This is a genomic window from Sediminibacterium ginsengisoli, assembly GCF_900167075.1.
Taxonomy (GTDB): domain Bacteria; phylum Bacteroidota; class Bacteroidia; order Chitinophagales; family Chitinophagaceae; genus Sediminibacterium; species Sediminibacterium ginsengisoli.
The window spans coordinates 100,777-121,831 of the sequence record NZ_FUWH01000002.1 but is presented as its reverse complement, the minus strand read 5'-3'; the positions used below and the strand labels follow the sequence as shown (position 1 = coordinate 121,831).

The following is a 21,055-nucleotide window of genomic DNA, read 5'->3' as shown; positions in this document are numbered from 1 at the left end:
TTTATGATCAGATTTTGATAATGCAAATCTCCGCCGGTATTTTTTCCTGTACAGCTACTTTGGTTACAGAAGGATTATTTAAACACCGTTTCACGCAAAATGATATAAACGCCCATTACCAGGATGAACCAGCCAAAGCCGGGCTTCAGCTTGCTGCCGTTTATTCTGCCTGCAAGCCAGCTTCCGATAAGAATGCCCGCAACAGCAATAACTGTAATACTTAACAACAGCTTCCATTGAATAACAAGTCCCTCCGCTGAAAACAAAAACCCTGCAAGAGAATTGATCGCAATCACGACCAGGGAAGTGCCTACCGCTTTTTTCATGGGCATTCCCAAAAGATTAACCAGGGCTGGTATAATAAGAAACCCGCCACCCGCACCCACCAGTCCGGTAAGCATACCAATAAAAGTACCCTGAACGATCATCAGCAAAACATTAGCGTTTTCCTTTGCCTGTTGTTGCTTCCGGATCATACTCCTCGCGGCAAGAATCATGAGAACGGCAAACAGCACCATGAGCAGCATACTGCGCGTTATAGTAAACTGGCCGATACTGAAGATCTGCTGCGGAATAGCCGGCACCAGATAACGCCGGGTAAGATATACGCCCGTTATGGAGGGGATACCAAAAAGCAGTGCCGTTCTCAGGCTTACCAGGCCTTTCCGGAAATAGGAAAGAGAACCTGCCGTACTTGCAGAACCGACAACAAAAAGTGAATAGACAGTTGCTGCTGCAACATCCAGCCGGAAAAGGTATACCAGCACCGGCATTGTTAAAATACTGCCCCCGCCGCCGATCAGCCCTAATGAGATGCCGATCAGAACGGAAGCCAGGTAGCCCGTTATATTCATTGTTGATGCATTCAGAATACAAAGCTGCACCAACGCATCAAACCGGCCTGCTACTTTGGTTACACAAGGGTGATTTTATTCCTGCCGAGCTGTACAACGCCGTTCTCTTCCAGTTGTTTCAATAACCGGGAAACGACTACACGCGCAGTACCCAGTTCATTGGCAAGTTGTTCATGGGTAGTTGAGATGGTTTTATTCTGTACCAATTCCGCTTTCTTCCTGAGTAAGTTCAGCAGCCTTTCATCTACCTTCTTAAATGCTATTGCATTGATGATATCCAAAAGCTCTTCGAAGCGTTTGTGGTAGAGTCGGAAGATATAGTCGAGCCATTGCGGATAGTCCCTTATAAATAAAGATACTTTATCTGTTGGCAAAAAAAGAATCTCGGCATCTTCTTCCACTTCGGCCTTCACCTTGCTGGTCTCATTATGCATACCACCCAGGAAAGACATGATACAGCTCTCTCCCGCCCTGATATAATACAGCAGTATTTCGCGGCCGTCATCTTCGGTACGGATCACTTTCAATGTTCCTTTGATAACGATGGGAATAGAACGGATATGGGCATGTTCATTCAGGATCACGCTTCCGGCAGTATACTCTTTCCGGATACCGTTCAGGTATAGCTGGCGAATCAGTTCCGGCGATAATTTCGAATCAGGTATTTCCTGTAAATCTTCCATAGCTAAGGCGAGTCCGGCTTCACAGGTGCCGGACAGACATCTAAAGTTAGGCTTTATCTGCTTAAATAACCGGCCTGAATCAGGCAGTTTGCAAGGTCGGCCAGGTTTGAACCGATTTTTGTAACTTGAGTAATAAAATCCAATAGGCGCCAGGTTTTTATTTCGAGCTATAAACATGGAAAATATAAAAAATAAAGACCTTTTGCAAATCGCATTTGATGCCGCATCCAATGGTATTGCGGTGATGCAATGCATTTACGACAATGAGCAACGGGTGAGAGATTTCTCTGTAGTGCTGCTGAATGCGTCTTTACTCAGGCAGCTCGGAAATACGGAATATAAAGACAGGGTATGCGGCGATGTATTCCCGGTTATGAAAGAACCACCTGTTCTTGAAGCTTTCAAAAAAGTGGCAGAAACAGGGATGCCGGCCGACATCGAACATAAATACATCGACCAGTGGTTCCATTTCACCGTTGTTCAGCATGTTGACCTGCTTGTAGTAACCATAACCGATATTTCCGAACGCAAACGAACCGAAATCACACTTGCAAGAGCCCTTGACGCGGCAGAAAAACAGCAGCGGCTTTATCATTCCATTACAAACAATACGCCTGATCTCGTATATGTATTCGATCTGAACTATCGTTTCAGTTATGCCAACAAAGCCCTGCTTTCCATGTGGGGCAAATCAGCTGCGGATGCGATCGGAAAAGGATTACGGGAAAACGGCTATGAAGAATGGCATGCCCTGATGCATGAACGGGAAATAGATCAGGTGGTAGCCACTAAAAAGACCATCAGGGGTACCGTATCATTTCCGCATGCCGAATTGGGAAAACGGATTTACGATTACATCCTCACACCCGTTATCAACGACCAGGGCAAGGTAGAAGCTATTGCCGGCACTACGCGAGACATTACCGACTTTAAACAGACTGAAGAAAGCCTGCAGGAAAGCGAGATCAGGCTGAAAACGGTGATCGACCAGACACCTGCACCAACGCTCGTACTGAGCGGCGATGACCTGATAATAGAACAGGTTAACGAGCCGATGCTGCAGCTGATCGGTCAGGGCGAAGGCATCATTGGCCGCCCGCTGATCGATGTGCTTCCGGAACTCAAAGGACAATATGTCTGGGAACAGGTACAGAAAGTATACACGGATGGAACACCATTCGACCAGTCGGAAGTATTGGTGCCGCATACCCGCAATGGCATTATGCAGGATCATTATTATAACCTGGCCTACCGGCCTCGGTTTGAGAACGGCCGCATAACCGGCATGATACAGGTAGCCATCGATGTTACCGAACAGGTGGTTACAAGAAAAAAGGTAGAGGAAAGCGAGAGCCGATACCGCAACCTTTCTGAAACACTGGAGCAGCAGGTCAGCGATCGAACCAAAGAATTACAGCGTTCCAATGAAGATCTGCAGCAGTTTGCACATGTGGCCAGCCATGACCTGAAAGAACCTGTAAGAAAAATAAAAACTTTTACCAACAGGCTGGAACAGCATTTAAGCGGCAAGCTGGATGCAGACGCCACCCGTTACATCGACAGAATCCATATTGCCACCAATCGCATGTTTACGATGATAGACGGCGTGCTCACCTATTCAACGCTCAATGCCGGCATGCATAATTGTGACAAAGTAGATCTGAATGAAGTGATCAGGAATATAGAAACGGATCTCGAAGTAACCCTGCAGGCAACAGGTGCAAAAATCCTGAGCAATTCTTTGCCGGTTGTGGAAGGAGCTGCGGTTTTGCTGTATCAGCTGTTTTATAACCTGATCAATAATTCGATCAAATTTGTTCCGCCCGCCACCAGTCCGCAGATCATTATTTCATCGGAACAAAATGGCGCTGGTTTCACAAAAATCATTTTACGCGACAACGGCATCGGGTTTGAGCAGGCATATACCGAGCGTATTTTCGACACGTTCACCCGCCTCAATTCAAAAGACAAATATGAAGGAACAGGCCTGGGGCTCGCACTTTGCAAAAAGATCGCAGAGCGGCACAATGGCAGTATCACAGCTTCAGGAAAACCGGGCGAAGGCGCTGCATTTACGATCATACTTCCCCTGCAACAAAAACAGGATACCGTTTAACCCATGGAAAAGAAAATATTTTTACTGGCAGATGATGATATGGATGATCGTGGAATGTTTTGCGAAGCGCTGGAGATCATAGACAACAATATCGTATGCCACGCTGTTTCCGATGGCCGGGATGCCCTGCATGCATTGAACAGTCTTAATACAAAACCACTGCTGATTTTTCTCGACATCAATATGCCTGTAATGAACGGCTGGCAATGTCTTGAGAAAATAAAAGCGGACGACCGATACAATGATATCCCGGTTATCATCATTTCAACCTCATCCCACCAACGCGAAATGGACATAGCCAGGAACATGGGTGCACTCTGCTATTTTACGAAGCCGCTTCATTTTGATGAACTTACTGATGTTTTGCGCATCATTGCCGGTAATATTGGCCCGGAATTACCATCAGCACTGAAGTATATCGAATCAGGCGTATCGAAATATGTCCATACCTTTCCTCGGGATAATTATTAAATAACAAACATCCGCCACATAACAACCGCGGCATATGCACCGATGCCTTATTTTTGGTTCAAATAAATATCCTTGATGAAACAACTACTTACGTTTGTATGCGTGTGCTGCATGTTCCCGGTATTTGCGCAGCAGACTACCATGATCAAACAGCTTAACGGTAAAACCGTCCCTTCCGAGAATATACAAAAAAGATTGCAGCAGCTGGTAGACAGTGCTAAACTAGCGGGCCTGCAGGTAGCAATCATCAATGACAACAAAACAGTCTGGACCTCCAGCTTTGGTTATAAGGATACAGAAACCCGGCAAAGGCTGAACGACAGCACTGTGATGTATGCCGCCTCTCTTACCAAACCGGTAAGTGCCTATATTTTCATGCGACTTGCTGAAAAAGGAATTTTCAGTCTCGACAAACCGGTACAGGCATACCTGAAGAAACCGATTGGCGAATATCCGAAATGGAAAGACCTGGCAGATGATACCGCATCCTTCAATCGCATTACACCCAGGATGCTGCTGTCTCACAGCTCCGGGCTGCCTGTTCTGCGCCAGTTGTACAATAACAAGACCAACCTGATCGCCAAACCCGGCGAGAAATTCTATTACTCGAACGAAGGCATCAACCTGCTTGGTGTGATCATTGAAGAATACACCGGCAAACCGCTTGAAGTAATTGCAAGGGAAGAAGTTTTTGCTCCCCTGCAAATGCCGCGCACGAGTATGATCTGGGAAAAATCTTTTGAGAATAACTTCTCTTATGCTTATTTCAAAGACGGTAAAAAATATGGTTCCGAAAGGCGGGAAAGCAGCCGAGCCGCCGGCTCTATGACAACAACCGCATCGGATTATGCCCGTTTTTTCATCAACCTGATGACACAAAAGGGATTGAGTAAAGCCGCCTATCAGCAATTATTATCGGCACAAATTAAAGTAACAAGCAAGCGGGGTTTTGGCCCATTAAAAGACAGCCTCACGCATGAAAATGACGCCATCAAACTATCATGGGGCCTTGGGATAGGGTTGTTCCAATCGCCGCATGGCAAAGGATTTTTCCATACCGGGCACGGCGATGCTAACCAGAACTATGCAGTCGCTTTTCCTGAAAAAGGCATTGCGGTGGTCTTGCTGAGCAACAGTGAGAATTTTGAAACAGTTTCTGCAGAAATTGTAAAAGCCTGTATCGGCGATATTTATTCGCCGATGAAATGGCTTGGACACCTGGATCATTGATCAGGTGTTGGGGCCTGAGCGACAAATGCGGCACCTGAATGAAAGTTAGAATTGATAAACAACTTTAAAAATAGTAAGAGCGTGCTGCGCTGAGTCCCCTCCGGGAGACATCAGCGGAAACAGCGTAGCACCTTGAGCGACCAGAAGTATGAATTTGAAGTGGCTTAGAGAATTGAAAATATCTTCAAAACACCATACATCATTCATCCAACAGTTTCAACATAATAAGAACGGACTTACACTGTTTGTAAGTCCGTTTTATTTTGCACAGTATCTTTATACCGCATGGCACAAACCATTCTTCATTATTTCCTGCATTTTGCATTCCCGGCAATCGTTGCATGGTTCTATACGCCTGAGCGCTGGAAAAGGACCTATCTTCTGTTCCTGTGCACCATGGTTATTGATCTTGATCACCTGATCGCGATACCGGTATTTGATCCATGCAGGTGCAGTATTGGTTTCCATCCCCTGCATAGCTGGCCAATGATCGGGGTATACTTATTGTTGCTGGTACCCAAAAAAACGAGGATCATTGCTGTCGGATTGCTCTTACATATGATCACCGACGGAATCGATTGCCTGTTATCAGCATACAATGGCTGTGCCTGATATTATTTCTTTTTTCTCCTTTTCTTTTTCCGTTTACCCCACCAGATATAAAAACCTGTTACAGGTAACGATGCGGCAATAAGTGCAGTGAAGAATACCAATATCCGGCCCGGCAAACCTGCAATACCACCGGTATGGATATCGTAGGTCATGCGGTTGGCTTTCTCACCGGGGTTAGCATCTTCATATAAACCCCACACAGATGGCTGAAACCGTTCTGCTGTGTATTGATTGAAGTAGAGATTATCGGTCCTTGTATATTTTCCCTTGTCGAAGTACATCATCAGCTGGTAAGACGCTGAATCAGTTTGGGGCAACCTGATCTGGTAACGTGCTGCATCCGGATAAGCAGTAGTTGCAGCAGCCACAATTTTGTCTATCACAGGTATCGTATCGCTGATGGATACTTTTTTAGAAATAAACACAGGTGGTTTGGGACGGCTTTTTCCGCCACTGAATAACCAGTATTCAGCATTCATCACACTTTCAAAACTCCAGGCAAGTCCTGTGGCAATAATAAATATCAGTACCCAGCTTGCATAAAAACCGAGTACGCTATGCAGATCGTAGTTCAGGCGTTTAGGAGAGGCATCCAGCTTCACGCGAAAGCTACCTTTTCGGGCGCCTTTATTCCGTGGCCACCAGAGCACAATGCCACTTAATACGATGCCAGCAAAGATGATCATACAGATACCCACAACTACTTTCCCGATCTTTTGCGGCAACCAGAGATACATATGCCCCTGCAGTATGAATATGAAAAATTCTTTGTCCATATCCTGCACCCGCAGCACTTCACCCGTATAAGGGTTAAGAAAAACACCAAAATAATAAGGTTGCTTTGCGCTGCGGTTAATGAAATGAACTACTACCGATTCACTTCTGCCTTTATAAATGATACGGGTCGGCTTTTTATCCGGAATTTGCGCCGTAGCAATTTTATATATTTCTGATGCGGGGAGATACGGGCCTGGTTGTTCCTTTACCGTCAGATAAGATTCCGTCAGCTTTGACAGTTCAGGCTGAAAACAATAAATGGCCCCGGTCAATGCCATGGTAAAAAACACCAGCCCGGACACGAGTCCGAGCCAGCGGTGGATAAATCCCACGATATTTTTAAGCCGTCTTTTAGAATTTGAGCGAGACACTGGCAATGAAATTCACAGGTTTTTGAGGAGATCCGTTATTATTCCAGTAACGCTGGTCTGAGAGATTATTACCTTTCAGTGCTACCCTGAATTTTGGCGCATCGTAGAAAGCAGTTGCACTCAGCAGTGTGTATGCAGGAACTTTGAACAAATTAGCCGCATCGAACCATGATGCCCCGGTATAATTTACACCGGCACCGAGGCCCAAACCTTTCCATGAACCTTCAGGAATGGTATAGCTGGTCCAGAGGTTAGCAATATTGGTTGGGCTGAAGATCACATTTTTACCTTTGAGTGATGCAGCAGCATTGATATAAGTATTCTCATTATAACCATAACCTGCCACAATGCTCAGGCCTTTGAAAGGACTTGCGATCACTTCCGCTTCGATACCACGGCTGCGCTGGGTTCCGTCCTGAATGGTGAAGTTCAGACCGCCGATCACTTCCGTCCTGGTAGAATTGGTTACGTCGATATTGTAGAAACTTACACTACCGTTAAGCTGCGTATTGAACAGATCGAATTTAACACCACCTTCCCACTGGTTACCATATTGAGGTTTCAGTACGAGGACAGAACCGTCCGGTTGTGTAGCAGGGGCCAGGTTCACGAAACCGTTCATGTAGTTACCGAAGAGCGATAATTTATTTTTAATGACCTGGTAAACGAGACCGAACTTGGGTGAAACAGATGTTTGTTCATAACCACCTGTATACAGTCCGGTTAACGGCGAATAAGTACCGCGGGTAGAAAAATGGTCAACACGCAGGCTGAGCATCGCCATCAGTTCATCTGTAAGATTCACTACATCTGAAGCGTAGATACTTGCATTTTTAGAAACAGTATTAGACGATGTGAAACGTGAAGCGGTTACGTTTTCCAGTGCGGTACGGCTCATGATGCGTATAGAAGCACTACGGATATTAATGGTATCGAAGTTAACCGTAGCGCGATACAGTTCATTATAGTTGTAATTGTAATCCAACCCGATCACCATCCGGTTGCGCAAGCCGCCGATCTTGAAATCGCCGATAAAATTCTGCTGCACTTCAATATTGCCGAATGTTTCAGGGGTTTGATTCCTTACCACACGGGCATACATGGAGTCGTTGAGCATGTTCAGGGCGGTCCAGTAGAAGTTCTTGTAGAAGCCAACTGAATACAGGTAGTTGGTTTGCGACTTCCACTGATCAGAGATCTTATACTCGATCTGAGCCTGCAGGTTGTTGATCCCGTTGTTTACATCGGTGCTGTTGTTGATATATGACTTTTTATAATCCAGCGGCAGGTCTTTGAAGTTGCGGGCAGTGATATTGTTCAGGTTGCCGAGTGAGAAAGAAACCACGGTGTAATTACCACGTGTTGCTTCCATATCCAGTGTGAATTTCAACCGATCGTTCACCTGGTAAGAAAATGTTGGTGCGAAAGTATAGTTTTTGTTGAAGCCCTGGTCCTGGAAGCTTCCCTCCGACTGACCAGCCGCATTTACACGAAGCAGCATGGTTTTTTCCTTATTCAGCGGCGTGTTGATATCAGCCGTGATCCTGCTGAACTCATAGCTGCCGCCGGCGAAGCTGATTTCGCCGCCAAACTGGTCATAAGGGCGTTTGGTTACATAGTTATATACACCACCGAAAGTAACGTTCCTGTTACTGCCGAACAAAGTACCGGAAGGGCCTTTGATCGATTCCACACGCTCGAGGATAGCCGGGTTGAGCGGAACGATTGCACTTGTAGCCATGCCATTCCTCATACCAATGGTGGTGGAAAAACCACGCATGCTCAGTCCCATAGAACCGCCTGCCGAGAAATTAGGTACGGCACCCGGTATATTACGGTAAAGGTCGGTACGTTCAATAATTACCTGGTCCTGCATAATAGCACGACCCACTACATTGTATACCTGCGGGTTTTCCAGGTTACGCAGTGGCATACGGGCCACATAATCGCTGGATTTGTAAACGAACTTACTTTTAGAATTGGTAACCGTTACCTCCTGCAGTTCACTGTTGGAAATGCTGATCCGAAGGTTAACGGTTACGGTTTTATTATCTTCTACCTGTACGTTCTGGTGCAGGGTTTCGTAACCTACCAGGGTCACTTCCAGTTTGCGGTTGCCGGAAGATACTTTAGATATGGTAAAATATCCTTCTTCATCGCTAACGGTACTGCGGCCGGTACCGATAACCACAACCGACACAAAAGCACCAGGCTGATTATCACGGGTTGTAATGCGCCCTTTAACAGTACCTGTTGGCACCTCATTGGCAAACAAAGAAGAAAAAGAACAACTTAAAAACAAGAGGAGGTACAGAATTCTTTTCATAGCAGTCTCACAAATTTTGCGCGAAGTTGGCTGCTTTATGTTTCAGGTATTTTTTAAATCGGGAAAAATGGGTTACGGATTTGGGAAAAGAGACGTATATCCCCTAATTTACTATAAGGAAACGTTATAAAATGAAAAATATTACCTATTTATTAGGAGCTGGCGCCAGTGCATTTGCAATGCCCGTTATTAACAACATGCGTACCCGAATAACATGTGTTTTAAATAAACTTGAAGATTTTTCAGATACAAAGCTAAATACTGAAACCTATTTTAAAATCGGTTTCAAAAAGGAGTTTCAACCAGAATATGACAAGATTCGCAAAGAATTAATATGGTTATTTGAAGAATCTGAACATCACCAAACAGTAGATACATTAGCAAAAAAGCTGTACCACACTGACGAAGACGGTTTATTACGTCTTAAAAGAGCTCTGATATTTTATTTCCTTTTAGAACAATTGATAGATTTTCAAACGGAGCCAATTAATACTTCTAATCCTGATGCATATAGAAAAAAAGATATGCCCGACAAACGTTATGATAGCTTTATTGCTTCGATTTTAAAAAATGAGCCCGGCAAAGTAATGCTCAAAGCGGGAATAAGTATTATTACCTGGAATTACGACATGCAGTTTGAGTTATCTTTTAAAAATTATAAAAAAGATGCAGATGCATATATTTTCAATTTACAAAAACAACTTCAGGTAGTCCCTTCACGATATTGTATTGAATCTCCTGAATATTTTAATACTCTCGACGAGAATAATTTTTCAATTGTAAAATTGAATGGACAAGCGTTATTTTATAACGAGGACAAACAGAACTATCGTACTATTTTAGATGAACTCGCTCCATATCAAAATGAACGTCTCAATAATTTTTTCCACTACTCAAGACAGTTTCTTACAGAAAATTGGCCACAAGATGACTTTTATAAAATGTTCAACTTTTGCTGGGAGCATAACGAAAACGGCCCTGCATATGTTTATAAAAACATAGATAAGACAATAGCTTATGCTAAAAAAATTGCCGAAAAAACTGAAATACTTGTAATTATTGGTTACTCTTTTCCTTTTTTTAATCGAGAAACAGATAGCTTTTTAATTAATAACATGAAGAAGCTACAAACTGTTTATATACAAGACATGCCAAATAGAGTAGGAAATATTGTTTCTTTATTCAAATCCTCTTTTGAAGGTCTGCCATATCCAGGGCCGAGTATTATTCCCGTATCCTATATCGATTCATTTTTTCTTCCTCCGCAACTTTAATTGGAATAATCGTATCCTGATATCAGAAAAAGCATATTCCTATATATATAGCCTAACAAGCGCTTTATACAAGTTCTGTTTCTTCTTCAAATTTAAACTCCGGGAAATAATATGAGATCTCAGTTCTATCCAGTACGATATCTGCCACAACTGATATCTTATCTCCATTGACCTCAACATGATCGTTCATCAAAAAGACGCCTTTTTCTAAAAGTAATATTTTCAGCCTTTTTATTATTTTGTCTTCATGCCTGGGAGTCATTTTTCGAAATTTATCAATTATGATAACATCGCCTGCTGTCTTCTCTTTCGAACCAATCCTCCTTGCCACCCATTTAGGTGCGATTCTGACCGATTGACTATCAATAACTTCAACTACTCTGACTTTATTCATATTGTATTTTTAGGTTCAACTCAGTTATTATAGTTTATTGAAAAATCAGCCCCCGGCTCCTCAGGCCGTTTCTTTTTCATCTTTTGTTCCTCTTCCTTTGCTTTTATAATGGTGCTAAACAGTTGCCATAACACCAATAAGGAGAATATGGAACCCAGGCAGCTAAAAAACAATGCCCCTATATTAAAATATATACTATACAATGAATACACCTGAACTTTCAGAACATAATAAAGCTCAGCAAAGAAAATGGCCACACCCAGACCTGTCATCAGCCTCAGTATCTGATACTTCGGATGCAACTTCCTGACCTCTTGTTTATTCCTTTTTAATAACATACTCAATTCATTCACTTTCCCTTCATAATCCGGATCTTCCTCAAGAAGATTTTGAATTCTTCTTATTTGCGCCCTGCTCCTGTCTTGGGCATTCTCAATGGCAGAATAGAATAACGGTATCCATAAAGAAAATGATGGGCCTATAAATCCTAACATCGCAATTACCACCTTCACATATAAATCAATCATTTCTTTCATCGGCTAATACTTTTACAATTAGAAAATATCTATTCCATTCAGATCCATTTTCAGCTTCTACATTTAACTAAAAGCAATTTCAATTATTTCCTCAATAAATCGCATGCGTATTTATACCTCTTTTTGTTGCCAAAATGGAGATCGTTGATAGTAGATTTTCTTCCATCCATATCATATAAAAAAAAGCCGTTATCATAATGACAACGGCTGTGTACTCAATCAATATATAAAACATTTACTGCGACCTGTTCTTCTCACTAAAATCAATCTTCCGGTTGGCACCCTTCACTTTATCGTTACCGAAATTCCAGGTTAAGCTCAGATTTGATTTACGGAGATCGTAGTAGTTGTTGAAGGTTTGTACATTATCCTGGTAATAATTGGTACCGCGACTGAGATACTGGCGCAGAATATCGTTCACATTGAAATTAACCTGCAGTTTTTTAGACCAGAAACTAGCTTTGATTCCAATCGTCAGGTTAGCGCGGGTCTTATAATAAGAATTCCCGTCGCGCTGCGGCAGGTTCTGCCAGTAATTGACCAGCAGGATCAGGGTCCGCGCCTTGTTCAGCACAATATTATTAAACAGCGAATAATATAAAGACGAACCGCTCTGCGCCTCCACGCCGAATGTATTGGCCTCGGCCCGCACATGCTGGTAACTGAGTGCCGAATTCAGTTCCCATCGTTTAAAGAAGATTTCCGTATAATTAAGCTGCAGACCTATATTATACTGGTTATAAAAATTCTCAAAAGTGCTTATCTCGTATAAGCCTGACAGAAAGCTGAGCTGATCATACCCATTGACCATTCGCTGGTAAAACAAACTGGCTGCCAGCTTGCCACGGAATATATAATTAAACTCTACATTATGATTGTAAGAGGGCTGTAATTGAGGATTGCCGGAATAATAACTATACGGATTGGTGTACCAGCGGAATGGATTTACGGCCCGGAAATTAGGCCGATCGATCCGCTTTGTATAATTAACACCCAGCTGATGATCTGCACTGATCTGCCAGTTCAGGTAAGCGCTGGGAAAAAACCTGCCATACTTATATTTATTACGATCTCCACTTGATGGCGAATAACCTTCTACTTCTGCATACTCATAACGCATGCCCAACTTCGCCGACCACTTTCCCCAGTTTTTATCCGCACTTACATAGGCCGCATAATTCTTTTCCGCATAATCGAACAGGTTGCTGCGCTGCGGATCCTGCTGGTAATTTCCCTGCACAAGATCGTAATAACCGATATCTGAATTATTACTGAAACTGGTATACTTAAGACCTGTTTCCAGCTTGATGGTTTTTAGATCAGAAGTAAGATCTGCCTGCCCCGAATAAATACGGTAATGCACAGACGATAATGTCCGCACCGTATCCGTCTGATCCGTTGATAGATCTTTGGTTCTGAAATCTACCGTATTCTGCGGCGTATTATCGTAAAAATTCCCGGCAAAGCTCAGTTTACTTTTACTAAGCTTCAGATCATAATAAGCATTCAGTGTTTGCGCCCTGTCGCGGCTGCGGTGCTGCGATCCTGTAGTCAGGCTTTTGGTATAGATCATACCATTATAATAATCCGTATTGTTGATGATATCCATGCCGGAATGGCTGCCTCCCATATCATATACCAGCCCGGCATTGGAGCGTTCATTGGGTTTATAATCGAGGCTGATATACATACCGCGGGTGCTGTCGGTATCGTAGCGGTCGTCATGACTACTCGACGAACTGTTACCTTGTATCACATATCTTTCATCCACGTTTTTCTGACTATTCCAGCCGCGCAGTTTCAGAGAAGCGGTTAGTTTTTCCGCTCCGTAATTCAACCCGCCACTAACGCCATAAGTGGAATAGGTAGCCTGGGTTTGCCCGGCAGTGAGGTAACCACTCCAGCCGGAATAAGGATTTTTCTTGAGTACAAAATTGACAAGACCGCTATTCCCCTGTGCCTCGTATTTTGCCGGTGGTGCTGTGATGACTTCAATGCGCGAAATATTTTCGGAACGGATGCTGCGAATGAATGCAGCCAGTTCTGTACCCGAAAGCCGGATCAGCCGGTCGTTCACCATCACTGCCACACTGCTTTTTCCGGCAATGAACACATTTCCGTTCTCATCAACCCTGATCAGCGGGGTACTTGATAATACATCAAGCCCATCACCACCCTGTGCCACGATCGATCGTTCTACGTTATAGATCAACCGGTCTGTTTTTCTTTCAAGCAATGGCTTATTACCGGTGATCGTCACTTCTTTCAGTTGCCCTTCTTTCAATTTCAGGGAAACATCCTGCAATACGGTTACAGGTTCTGCTATAGTTATAATTGCATCAGCACTGTCCATACCCAAAGCACTGACGTGCAGCCGGTACTTTCTTTTTTCAGTTGCCGTTAACTGGAATATACCCGAAGTATCTGTAAATCCTGTTTTTAATAATTGCTGATCTGCATAAAGACTCACAGCTGCAAATTCAATGGGCTGCCCGGCCGGGCCTGTTACTCTTCCTTTGACCTGAAATACTTCGGTCTGTTTTTTTTCGATAAAAATATTATTATCCACCTGGCGGAACGACAAGCTGGTGTTCTTCAACAGCAGCGTCATTGTTTCTGCAATGGTCCTGTTCTCTGCCGGAATGGTAAGTTCTTTAACCGCTTCCACTTCTGCTTTCCGGTAATAAAAGCGAAAGCTGCTTTGTTTCTCAATTTCAGTTATCGCACGAAGCAGATTCTCGCCTTTCAAACCAATACGGACACGATGCGTATTTATATCCTGTGCTTTCAGACTGCCGGCTGATAATAACAGCGCCCCTGTCAGAAACAACAGAAAGAACAACTGTCTGATACGAGTCATACGAATAAATAACGTGTAACAAACCGGCACCGGATATTGCCGTCTTGCAGAAAAAATCATAGTTTTAAATGTTTTAAGTTAACTCCTGTTGATTTAAGATCTATTCCCGGTTGCCGCCGGGAATCTGAGCGGCCCGGTTGCACCCGGTCCGCTTTTATTTTGATGATATATTGAATCATGGCGAACATCCTTTCCCGTCGATCCAGATACTTCCATCCGCTTTGCGGGTATAGGTTGAGCGGTTAAACTCACAAAGAACTTTTAATACCGCATCGAGATCATTGCTCTCAGGGGCCGATCCCGAGAAACGGCAGGCGCGCACGCGTTCATTTGCGAAGCGGATCGATACATGAAACCGCTCCTCCAGTTCTATTGCAGCTTCCCCGAAAGTGATGTTATTGAAACGCAGCTCATCTTTCCAGCCTGCTACCTGTGCCGCATTAACCATTTGCGCCAGCGTTTGCCCGTTACCGGTATTATAATGCAGCTGCTGATCAGGCGTAAGCACCGCTAGTATGCGTTTACCATCGCTTACACGCACTTTACCACGGGTAACGGTTACCGTTATTTCATGCGACTGTTTTCCGGTGCTGATATTGAAGGCCGTTCCCAGTACAGTTGTACGGACTTGTCCTGTGTGTACGATAAAAGTTTTCTCCGGATTATGTTTCACATCGAAATAAGCTTCTCCATCCAGGTAAACCTCTCTTGTATTGCCTGAAAATTCCTTTGGATAACGCAATGAAGAACCTGCATTTACCCATACAACACTTCCATCGGCCAGTTCTATCTTCTGCTTCCGGTTTTCAGAAACCTGCATTATGGCCAATTGCTGCCGGGGTTCGGAAAACTTATCTGCAGTTAATAACCCGGCAAACAATACAACCAGCAGAATTGCCGCAACTGCCATCCACCTGCGGACCGGATAGATCCTGCGGACAGGCGTTTCCCTTCGCACCGTACCTGACACTTCTGCCTGTAATTTCCCCAGCCAGAGCGATTTTGATTGTTTGTCCATTTTACCCCATTCCGAATCCGGGTTCTGGTAACGCGTCAGCCATTGCTCCACAACAGCCTGCTCTCCGGCACTAGCCGTTCCATTGAGGTAGCGGTCCAGCAATTGTTCAATATTATCGGGATTCATCTTCGGCATTTACAGGATGTCGTATAACCCTGCCGGTAGTACCGGAAAAAGTAGAAAAAGTTTTACTGCAGGTAATCTGCCATCATCAGTATGAGCATGGGCAAGGAAAGCGCTGTCCGGAGGTGATTGAGGGCTATTGTCAGCTGGTTTTTGATGGTTTGCTCCGAAAGCCCCATTATCCGGGCTATTTCGGCTATGGAACGATTTTCCTTACGACTGAGACGAAATATTTCCTGCGTCTTCTGTGGTAACCCGCCAAGTGCTTTTTCAACCAGCTGCGCAGTTTCCTTTGCATAGATAAGTTCTTCTATGGCCGGCTCGAAACTATGCCTGAGCGCCTGCACCATCTGTGCGTATTTCTCGCGGGTAATGTTTTTACGGACGCGGTCAACAATCTTATAATTCAAAGCTGTATACAGGTAGCCCTGAAGATTTTTCTCAATATTGAGGTTCTTCCGGTTCTTCCACAATTCTGTAAACAGGTCGTGCAGCAGATCGCGGGCATCTTCCAGGTCGGGGAGCCTGGTTGCAGCATGATCAGCCAGCTGTTCAGCATAACGCCGGTAGATTTCCGTGAACGATCTTTCATCGTCCTTCGCCATGAGCCTGATCAGCGCGGTATCGGAAAGTGTATGCATGCTGCAGGCAAATATAGAGAAACCAAGCTTTAGTGCCCTTGCTCTGTGTCACCGGCACTAAACAGCTCAAAGCTGAAAATACTTCCTTCGCCCGGACTGCTGCTAACAGCTACCGTTCCGTTCATGGCTTCAATAAAATCTTTACAGATGGCGAGACCTATCCCTGAACCTTTATTTGCAGTTCTGCCCGGCACCTGGAAATAACGTTCAAACACACGGCTTTCATATGCACTGTCTATGCCCGGCCCGTGGTCAGCTACCGAGAAACGTAATTTATCTCCGGCGGCTTCTACCCGTAAGAGAACCAATGAATCAGTTGGTGAGAATTTAATTGCGTTGGTGAAGAAATTGATCAGCACCCAGCCGGTTTTGTCTGCATCAGCATACATCACAGGCAAATTTTGCGGAACCTGTTGTTCAATGCGGATGTTTTTCTCTTTGGCCATATTGCTTACAGCCCCGATTGCATGATCGATAATAACATAAGGGCTCACCGCCTCCATGTTCACTTGTAATCGTCCGGCTTCTACCTGAGATAAATTCAGGAGTTCGCTGAGTATACGCAACATCCGCCTGTTATCATCTTTCAGCTGTTGCACCAATTCTTTTTGTTCATTCGACAACTGGCCTATACGCTCGTCTTCAAGCAGCTTCAGGCTGAAATCCGATGAAGCCAGTGGTGTCTTCAATTCATGGGACACAGTAGCTATGAAATTGGTCTTGGCGGTATCCAGTTCCTTAAACGAAGTGATATTCTTCAGCACTATCACACGGCTCGACTGCCCAGTCTGCTTCACTTCAACGGTTTCCCTTATATAATAATTCTCGCGCCCCTCTACCACGATCTTGAACGGTGCCGTGTTTTCATTTTCAAGCAGGTACCTGAGCAGATCATTCTTTCCGGCCAGTTCGGTTACATTACGGCCAACGGTCTGTTCAGCAGTAAGCCCGAGTAATTCCAGGGCCATCTGGTTCGCGAACAGTATTTTTCCATTGCCATCTATCCCAATACTTGCATCTTTCAGGCTGTTGATCACAGCTTCGGCGCGCGCTTTTTCGAAGATCAGCTTGTTCAGGTTACTGTTCTCAAAACTTTCCAGGCGTTCACTCATGGTATTAAATGCCTGAGCCAGCTGACCAAATTCATCCTGCCGGTCCATATGGATCCGGTAGGAATAATTCCGGGCCGATATCTCGCTGGTGGCCGCTATCAGTTTCCGGATAGGCGATACCACCACATCCGGGAAGTTGAATGTGAAAGTCAGCCCTATCATACAGGTAATGGAAATCACCACAATGATCACTGCGTAGGCACCTTGAGCAGATCGCTGTGCTTCGCGGTTTTTCCGCTCAATGGCTTTCATATTCAGTGAGAGAATTCGATCAAGCGCTTCCTTCATTTCTTTCCTTGCTGCGATATCGGAAGTATTTGCCTGTAGTTTTATCCAGCCTGCTTTCAGGTCACGGGTAGCTTCGCGTTCGCCTGGCTCTGTGATATTGGCCTCCTGTAAAGATAAAAGACTATCGAATCCTGACGGAACGGTGGCGGTTGCAAGACTATCGATCTTCCGATCCATACTGCGGCAATATTCAAGCGACTCATAATTATCCTCAAGTATGTTTTCAGACGCTTTCATTAGCGCTACCTGGTAATAGATGCTCGTTACGCCGGATACAACCAGCAGCAACAGCAGGAAAATTGTCCCCAAACGGATCTTCTGTTTGATATTCAGCGCCATCATGACAAGATTACGATATCCACTTCGTTTTTAGACAATGTTTTCAGCAGCTGGTTAAACACATTGGTTTTCAATATTACCCGGAACAGGTTAAGATGCGGCTTACCGATACAAACGGTTGTTATACCCCGCCCTATTACCGTATCAACGATCGCATCCGCAACATTATTTCCTTTTACCCGTATCACTTCAGCACCGAGCTCGGTTGCATTTTTAAAATGATTGATCAGGTGCCGTTGCGAAGCCAAAGGTATTTTATCTTCAGTTTCCCTGGAAGTCTGTACATATAGCACAAACCAGCGGCTGTTATAATAAGAAGCCAGTCTTGCTGTTTTGCGGATCACTTTGCGTGCAGTAACATGGTTCGATGAAATACAGGCCAGGAATTTTTCATGGCGATATGCACTGTTCTTCGCACTGATCTCATAATCAACTTTACGCTCTACCTGGCCTGCCACTTCCTTCAGTGCAAGCTCACGCAACTGCAATATTTTTTCGGGCTGAAAAAAGTTGGTCAGTGCCTGCTGCACTTTTGCCGGATCGTATATTTTTCCCTCCTTCAGCCTTGCGATCAGTTCATCGGAGGTGAGATCGATGTTCACTACTTCATCAGCCAGTTGCAGGATCCTGTCGGGAATGCGCTCCTGAACAGTAATACCGGTGATCTGTTTCACTTCTTCATTGATGCTCTCGATATGCTGGATATTGACCGCACTGATCACATCTATTCCTGCGTCGAGAATCTCCAGCACATCCTGCCAGCGCTTTTCATTTTTGCTGCCCGGAATATTTGAATGTGCCAGCTCATCAATGATCACCACAGGCGGCGAAAGCAACAGTACAGCCTGCACGTCCAGCTCTTCCAGTTTTTTTCCTTTGTAAAACACTTCCCTTCGCGGAATCACCGGCAATCCTTCAAGCAGTGCCTGTGTTTCTTTCCGGTTATGCGTTTCGATATAGCCGATCTTCACATGAATACCTACGTCTGCCAGCCGGTGCGCCTCCTGCAGCATGCGATAGGTCTTGCCCACACCGGCACTCATGCCGATGTAAATCTTCAGCCTGCCTTTGCGCTCCTTGTCTGGCAATGGGGACCATATGTCTGCAGTGTCTTTTTTCATGGATGATGATCAGAGTCTGAAGGATACAGCCACAGTAACACGGCTTTCATCTTTCCGCAGATCAGGCCGCCAGTTGCCAACGGGTGTATCGGCCCAACCATCGGGCGATGTGGTGCCGCCAGGTCCTGCGAAATAAGGAACATTGGCTGCACGGTAACCGTACTCCAGCCTGAACGTGACATGATCATTCGGCATCACGTCAAAAGTGGTGGTAAACTGGCCGAGATTCAGTTTCTGCTTCGGGTCAGCATTGATCGCATCTGTATAATCGTTGGGTACCACAGGACTTGGCGTAAATGCAAGATATGTTCCGGGATTGGTAAGAACATCTCCTCTCAACGTAAGTGCCAGTTTATTCTTATTAAACCAGATCCGGTTTGCCAGCGAAGTACCGGCCATGTATTGCTGCTTTGCAGTTACACCATCACCGCTCTGGAATCCGTAATGCGTATTCAGACTGAAAGCAGCCTGGGAAATGCCTGTATTTTTTGCATTCCTGTAATAGCGCGCCACAATGCTGTTGTCGTGGTGAAACCGGATCCGGTTGCTGTTACGCGTATCTTTTCCATAATAGAAATTTGCTACAAGCTGTACATTCTCCGAAGGACGGTAATAATTGGAGCTTCCCACACCTATCCCCTGGTTCCAGCTATTGTAGGTTTGCCAGCCATTCAGCAGCCAGAGCTCTGTTTTGAATTTCTTCGAAGGATAAACCTGAAGGCGTGCACCGGTAAAATAGAAGGGCGTAAAATCGCAGACGAGGCTGCGCTGGTAATTCCAGTTCTCATTAAGCACATAGCTTTCCAGTCCGATATAACTCATAAAGATGCCCATCTCAACATTAACACCATACCACTTGTTGAAATGATAACCAGCCGCTGCTTCACGGATGTATTTCAGGTTGCTCACAGATGTGTTACGGCCATGTAATACCGAACCATCGCCATCCTGCACAATAGACCCCATCTGACCGAACTGCAGCCATAAACGGCCGATCACATTCTTGTAATTCGTTTCAACACCAAGGCTTGCCATATTCAGCGTGAATTCGTTATGCCGGCCTATCGCGCTGGAATTGGTATGGGTTTTATCTTTCGGGTTATTGAAGTTGTAATTGTAGTAGGCATCGAGGTAAGCTACACCGGTCAATATCGTTTCGCCTGTTTTTTTATCTGTAAGCACCAATGGGTAATTCTGCTGACGGTTCTGGCCATTGATCCAGCTGAGATCCATACCACTGAATGGCACTTTGGCTGTGCTGTCTGTCTGCGCCTGCGCCGTAATCATCATTGCAGCAAAAACGGCGGTGATTGTTCTTCTTTTCATATTAGTGTCGGTTAAATTTATTTAAGCTGATCAAGCGCGATATTGATACGCAGCACATTGATCTTTTGAATTCCATTAATGCTTTTATCTGTCTGTTCTTTAATCAGATTGATGACAGATCTTTCCGGAATAGCACGTACAGCCGAAATCCTGGCTGCCTGCACCAATGCGGCCTGTAAAGAGATATCCGGATCCAGACCGCTGCCGCTCGCTGTTACCAGGTCGGAGGGGATATTTTCTTTTCTAATATCCGGATTATGACCCAGGAAGCTGTCGATCCTCGCACGTACTTCCGTGAGATAAGCAGAGTCTGAGGGGCCCTTATTGCTTCCGCCACTGAGCGAAGCGTTATAACCTGTTGCTGATGGCCGGCCGGTAAAATAACGGTCTGCTGTAAATCGCTGACCTTCCAGCTTATAACCCACCACGCGCCCATTGAGGGTGATCGTTTCACCTTCTCCGCTTGCGGGTGCAGCTTTTGCAATGCTCCATACCAGCAGCGGGTAAATGCCCATGAATAAAAGAATACAGACGACTGTTAAGCGTAATGCGGGGAAAATATGTTGTTTCATGTTGTATGATT

19 protein-coding genes are annotated in these 21,055 nt (G+C 44.8%); 5 read left to right on the top strand and 14 right to left on the bottom strand.

The window, feature by feature from the left end; translation table 11 throughout:
* Positions 1 to 74 precede the first annotated feature (74 nt).
* Entirely contained in the window at positions 75 to 854 is a 780-nt protein-coding gene (locus B5D42_RS03615; protein ID WP_078830090.1) for a sulfite exporter TauE/SafE family protein, read from the bottom strand.
* A gap of 59 nt (positions 855 to 913) precedes the next feature.
* Positions 914 to 1,537, bottom strand: coding sequence for a Crp/Fnr family transcriptional regulator (locus tag B5D42_RS03610; RefSeq protein ID WP_078830089.1), 624 nt, complete (start codon positions 1,535 to 1,537; stop codon positions 914 to 916).
* A 175-nt stretch (positions 1,538 to 1,712) separates the two neighbouring features.
* Here B5D42_RS03610 and B5D42_RS03605 point away from each other — a divergent pair, with 175 nt between their 5' ends.
* The 4 genes from B5D42_RS03605 (at position 1,713) to B5D42_RS03590 (ending at position 5,966) form a co-directional block, all read left to right on the top strand.
* The gene (locus B5D42_RS03605; RefSeq protein WP_078830088.1) at positions 1,713 to 3,653 is read left to right on the top strand and encodes a PAS domain-containing sensor histidine kinase; all 1,941 of its coding nucleotides are present in this window, start codon (positions 1,713 to 1,715) and stop codon (positions 3,651 to 3,653) included.
* A gap of 3 nt (positions 3,654 to 3,656) precedes the next feature.
* Positions 3,657 to 4,124, top strand: coding sequence for a response regulator (locus B5D42_RS03600; protein ID WP_078830087.1), 468 nt, complete (start codon positions 3,657 to 3,659; stop codon positions 4,122 to 4,124).
* 75 nt (positions 4,125 to 4,199) lie between these two features.
* Complete coding sequence (locus B5D42_RS03595) at positions 4,200 to 5,354, top strand: serine hydrolase domain-containing protein (RefSeq protein ID WP_078830086.1); 1,155 nt, start codon at positions 4,200 to 4,202, stop codon at positions 5,352 to 5,354.
* Between the two features lie 285 nt (positions 5,355 to 5,639).
* Complete coding sequence (locus B5D42_RS03590) at positions 5,640 to 5,966, top strand: DUF6122 family protein (RefSeq protein WP_078830085.1); 327 nt, start codon at positions 5,640 to 5,642, stop codon at positions 5,964 to 5,966.
* Positions 5,967 to 5,968: 2 nt separating this feature from the next.
* Here B5D42_RS03590 and B5D42_RS03585 read toward each other — a convergent pair whose 3' ends face one another.
* Together B5D42_RS03585 and B5D42_RS03580 are read right to left on the bottom strand one after the other, a co-directional pair.
* Complete coding sequence (locus tag B5D42_RS03585; protein WP_078830084.1) at positions 5,969 to 7,075, bottom strand: PepSY-associated TM helix domain-containing protein; 1,107 nt, start codon at positions 7,073 to 7,075, stop codon at positions 5,969 to 5,971.
* Between the two features lie 19 nt (positions 7,076 to 7,094).
* Complete coding sequence (locus B5D42_RS03580) at positions 7,095 to 9,440, bottom strand: TonB-dependent receptor (RefSeq protein WP_078830083.1); 2,346 nt, start codon at positions 9,438 to 9,440, stop codon at positions 7,095 to 7,097.
* Between the two features lie 131 nt (positions 9,441 to 9,571).
* Here B5D42_RS03580 and B5D42_RS03575 point away from each other — a divergent pair, with 131 nt between their 5' ends.
* Positions 9,572 to 10,714: a hypothetical protein gene (locus tag B5D42_RS03575; RefSeq protein WP_078830082.1), complete on the top strand. Its 1,143-nt coding sequence runs from the start codon at positions 9,572 to 9,574 to the stop codon at positions 10,712 to 10,714.
* A 64-nt stretch (positions 10,715 to 10,778) separates the two neighbouring features.
* Here the strand turns inward: B5D42_RS03575 and B5D42_RS03570 are convergent, their stop codons facing one another.
* From B5D42_RS03570 to B5D42_RS03530, 10 genes are all read right to left on the bottom strand, one after another.
* Positions 10,779 to 11,108 (bottom strand): hypothetical protein, encoded by a 330-nt coding sequence (locus B5D42_RS03570; protein WP_078830081.1) that lies wholly within the window; start codon positions 11,106 to 11,108, stop codon positions 10,779 to 10,781.
* A 20-nt stretch (positions 11,109 to 11,128) separates the two neighbouring features.
* Complete coding sequence (locus B5D42_RS03565; protein ID WP_139366968.1) at positions 11,129 to 11,644, bottom strand: hypothetical protein; 516 nt, start codon at positions 11,642 to 11,644, stop codon at positions 11,129 to 11,131.
* Positions 11,645 to 11,879: 235 nt separating this feature from the next.
* The gene (locus B5D42_RS03560; protein ID WP_394333289.1) at positions 11,880 to 14,255 is read right to left on the bottom strand and encodes a TonB-dependent receptor domain-containing protein; all 2,376 of its coding nucleotides are present in this window, start codon (positions 14,253 to 14,255) and stop codon (positions 11,880 to 11,882) included.
* Positions 14,256 to 14,358: 103 nt separating this feature from the next.
* Positions 14,359 to 14,526, bottom strand: a complete 168-nt coding sequence (locus B5D42_RS18280) for a hypothetical protein (protein WP_394333288.1) — start codon at positions 14,524 to 14,526, stop codon at positions 14,359 to 14,361.
* Between the two features lie 153 nt (positions 14,527 to 14,679).
* A complete protein-coding gene (locus B5D42_RS03555) occupies positions 14,680 to 15,648 on the bottom strand; it encodes a FecR family protein (RefSeq protein WP_176112890.1) in 969 nt (322 codons plus the stop codon).
* 62 nt (positions 15,649 to 15,710) lie between these two features.
* Positions 15,711 to 16,286, bottom strand: coding sequence for an RNA polymerase sigma factor (locus tag B5D42_RS03550; RefSeq protein ID WP_078830077.1), 576 nt, complete (start codon positions 16,284 to 16,286; stop codon positions 15,711 to 15,713).
* Between the two features lie 29 nt (positions 16,287 to 16,315).
* Positions 16,316 to 18,025 (bottom strand): sensor histidine kinase, encoded by a 1,710-nt coding sequence (locus B5D42_RS03545; protein ID WP_078830479.1) that lies wholly within the window; start codon positions 18,023 to 18,025, stop codon positions 16,316 to 16,318.
* Positions 18,025 to 19,146: a sensor protein KdpD gene (locus B5D42_RS03540; protein ID WP_078830076.1), complete on the bottom strand. Its 1,122-nt coding sequence runs from the start codon at positions 19,144 to 19,146 to the stop codon at positions 18,025 to 18,027. The genes B5D42_RS03545 and B5D42_RS03540 overlap by 1 nt, the downstream gene beginning before the upstream one ends.
* Positions 19,147 to 19,155: 9 nt before the next feature.
* Positions 19,156 to 20,472: an outer membrane beta-barrel protein gene (locus tag B5D42_RS03535; RefSeq protein ID WP_078830075.1), complete on the bottom strand. Its 1,317-nt coding sequence runs from the start codon at positions 20,470 to 20,472 to the stop codon at positions 19,156 to 19,158.
* 17 nt (positions 20,473 to 20,489) lie between these two features.
* Entirely contained in the window at positions 20,490 to 21,044 is a 555-nt protein-coding gene (locus B5D42_RS03530; RefSeq protein WP_078830074.1) for a potassium-transporting ATPase subunit C, read from the bottom strand.
* Between the last annotated feature and the right edge of the window lie 11 nt (positions 21,045 to 21,055).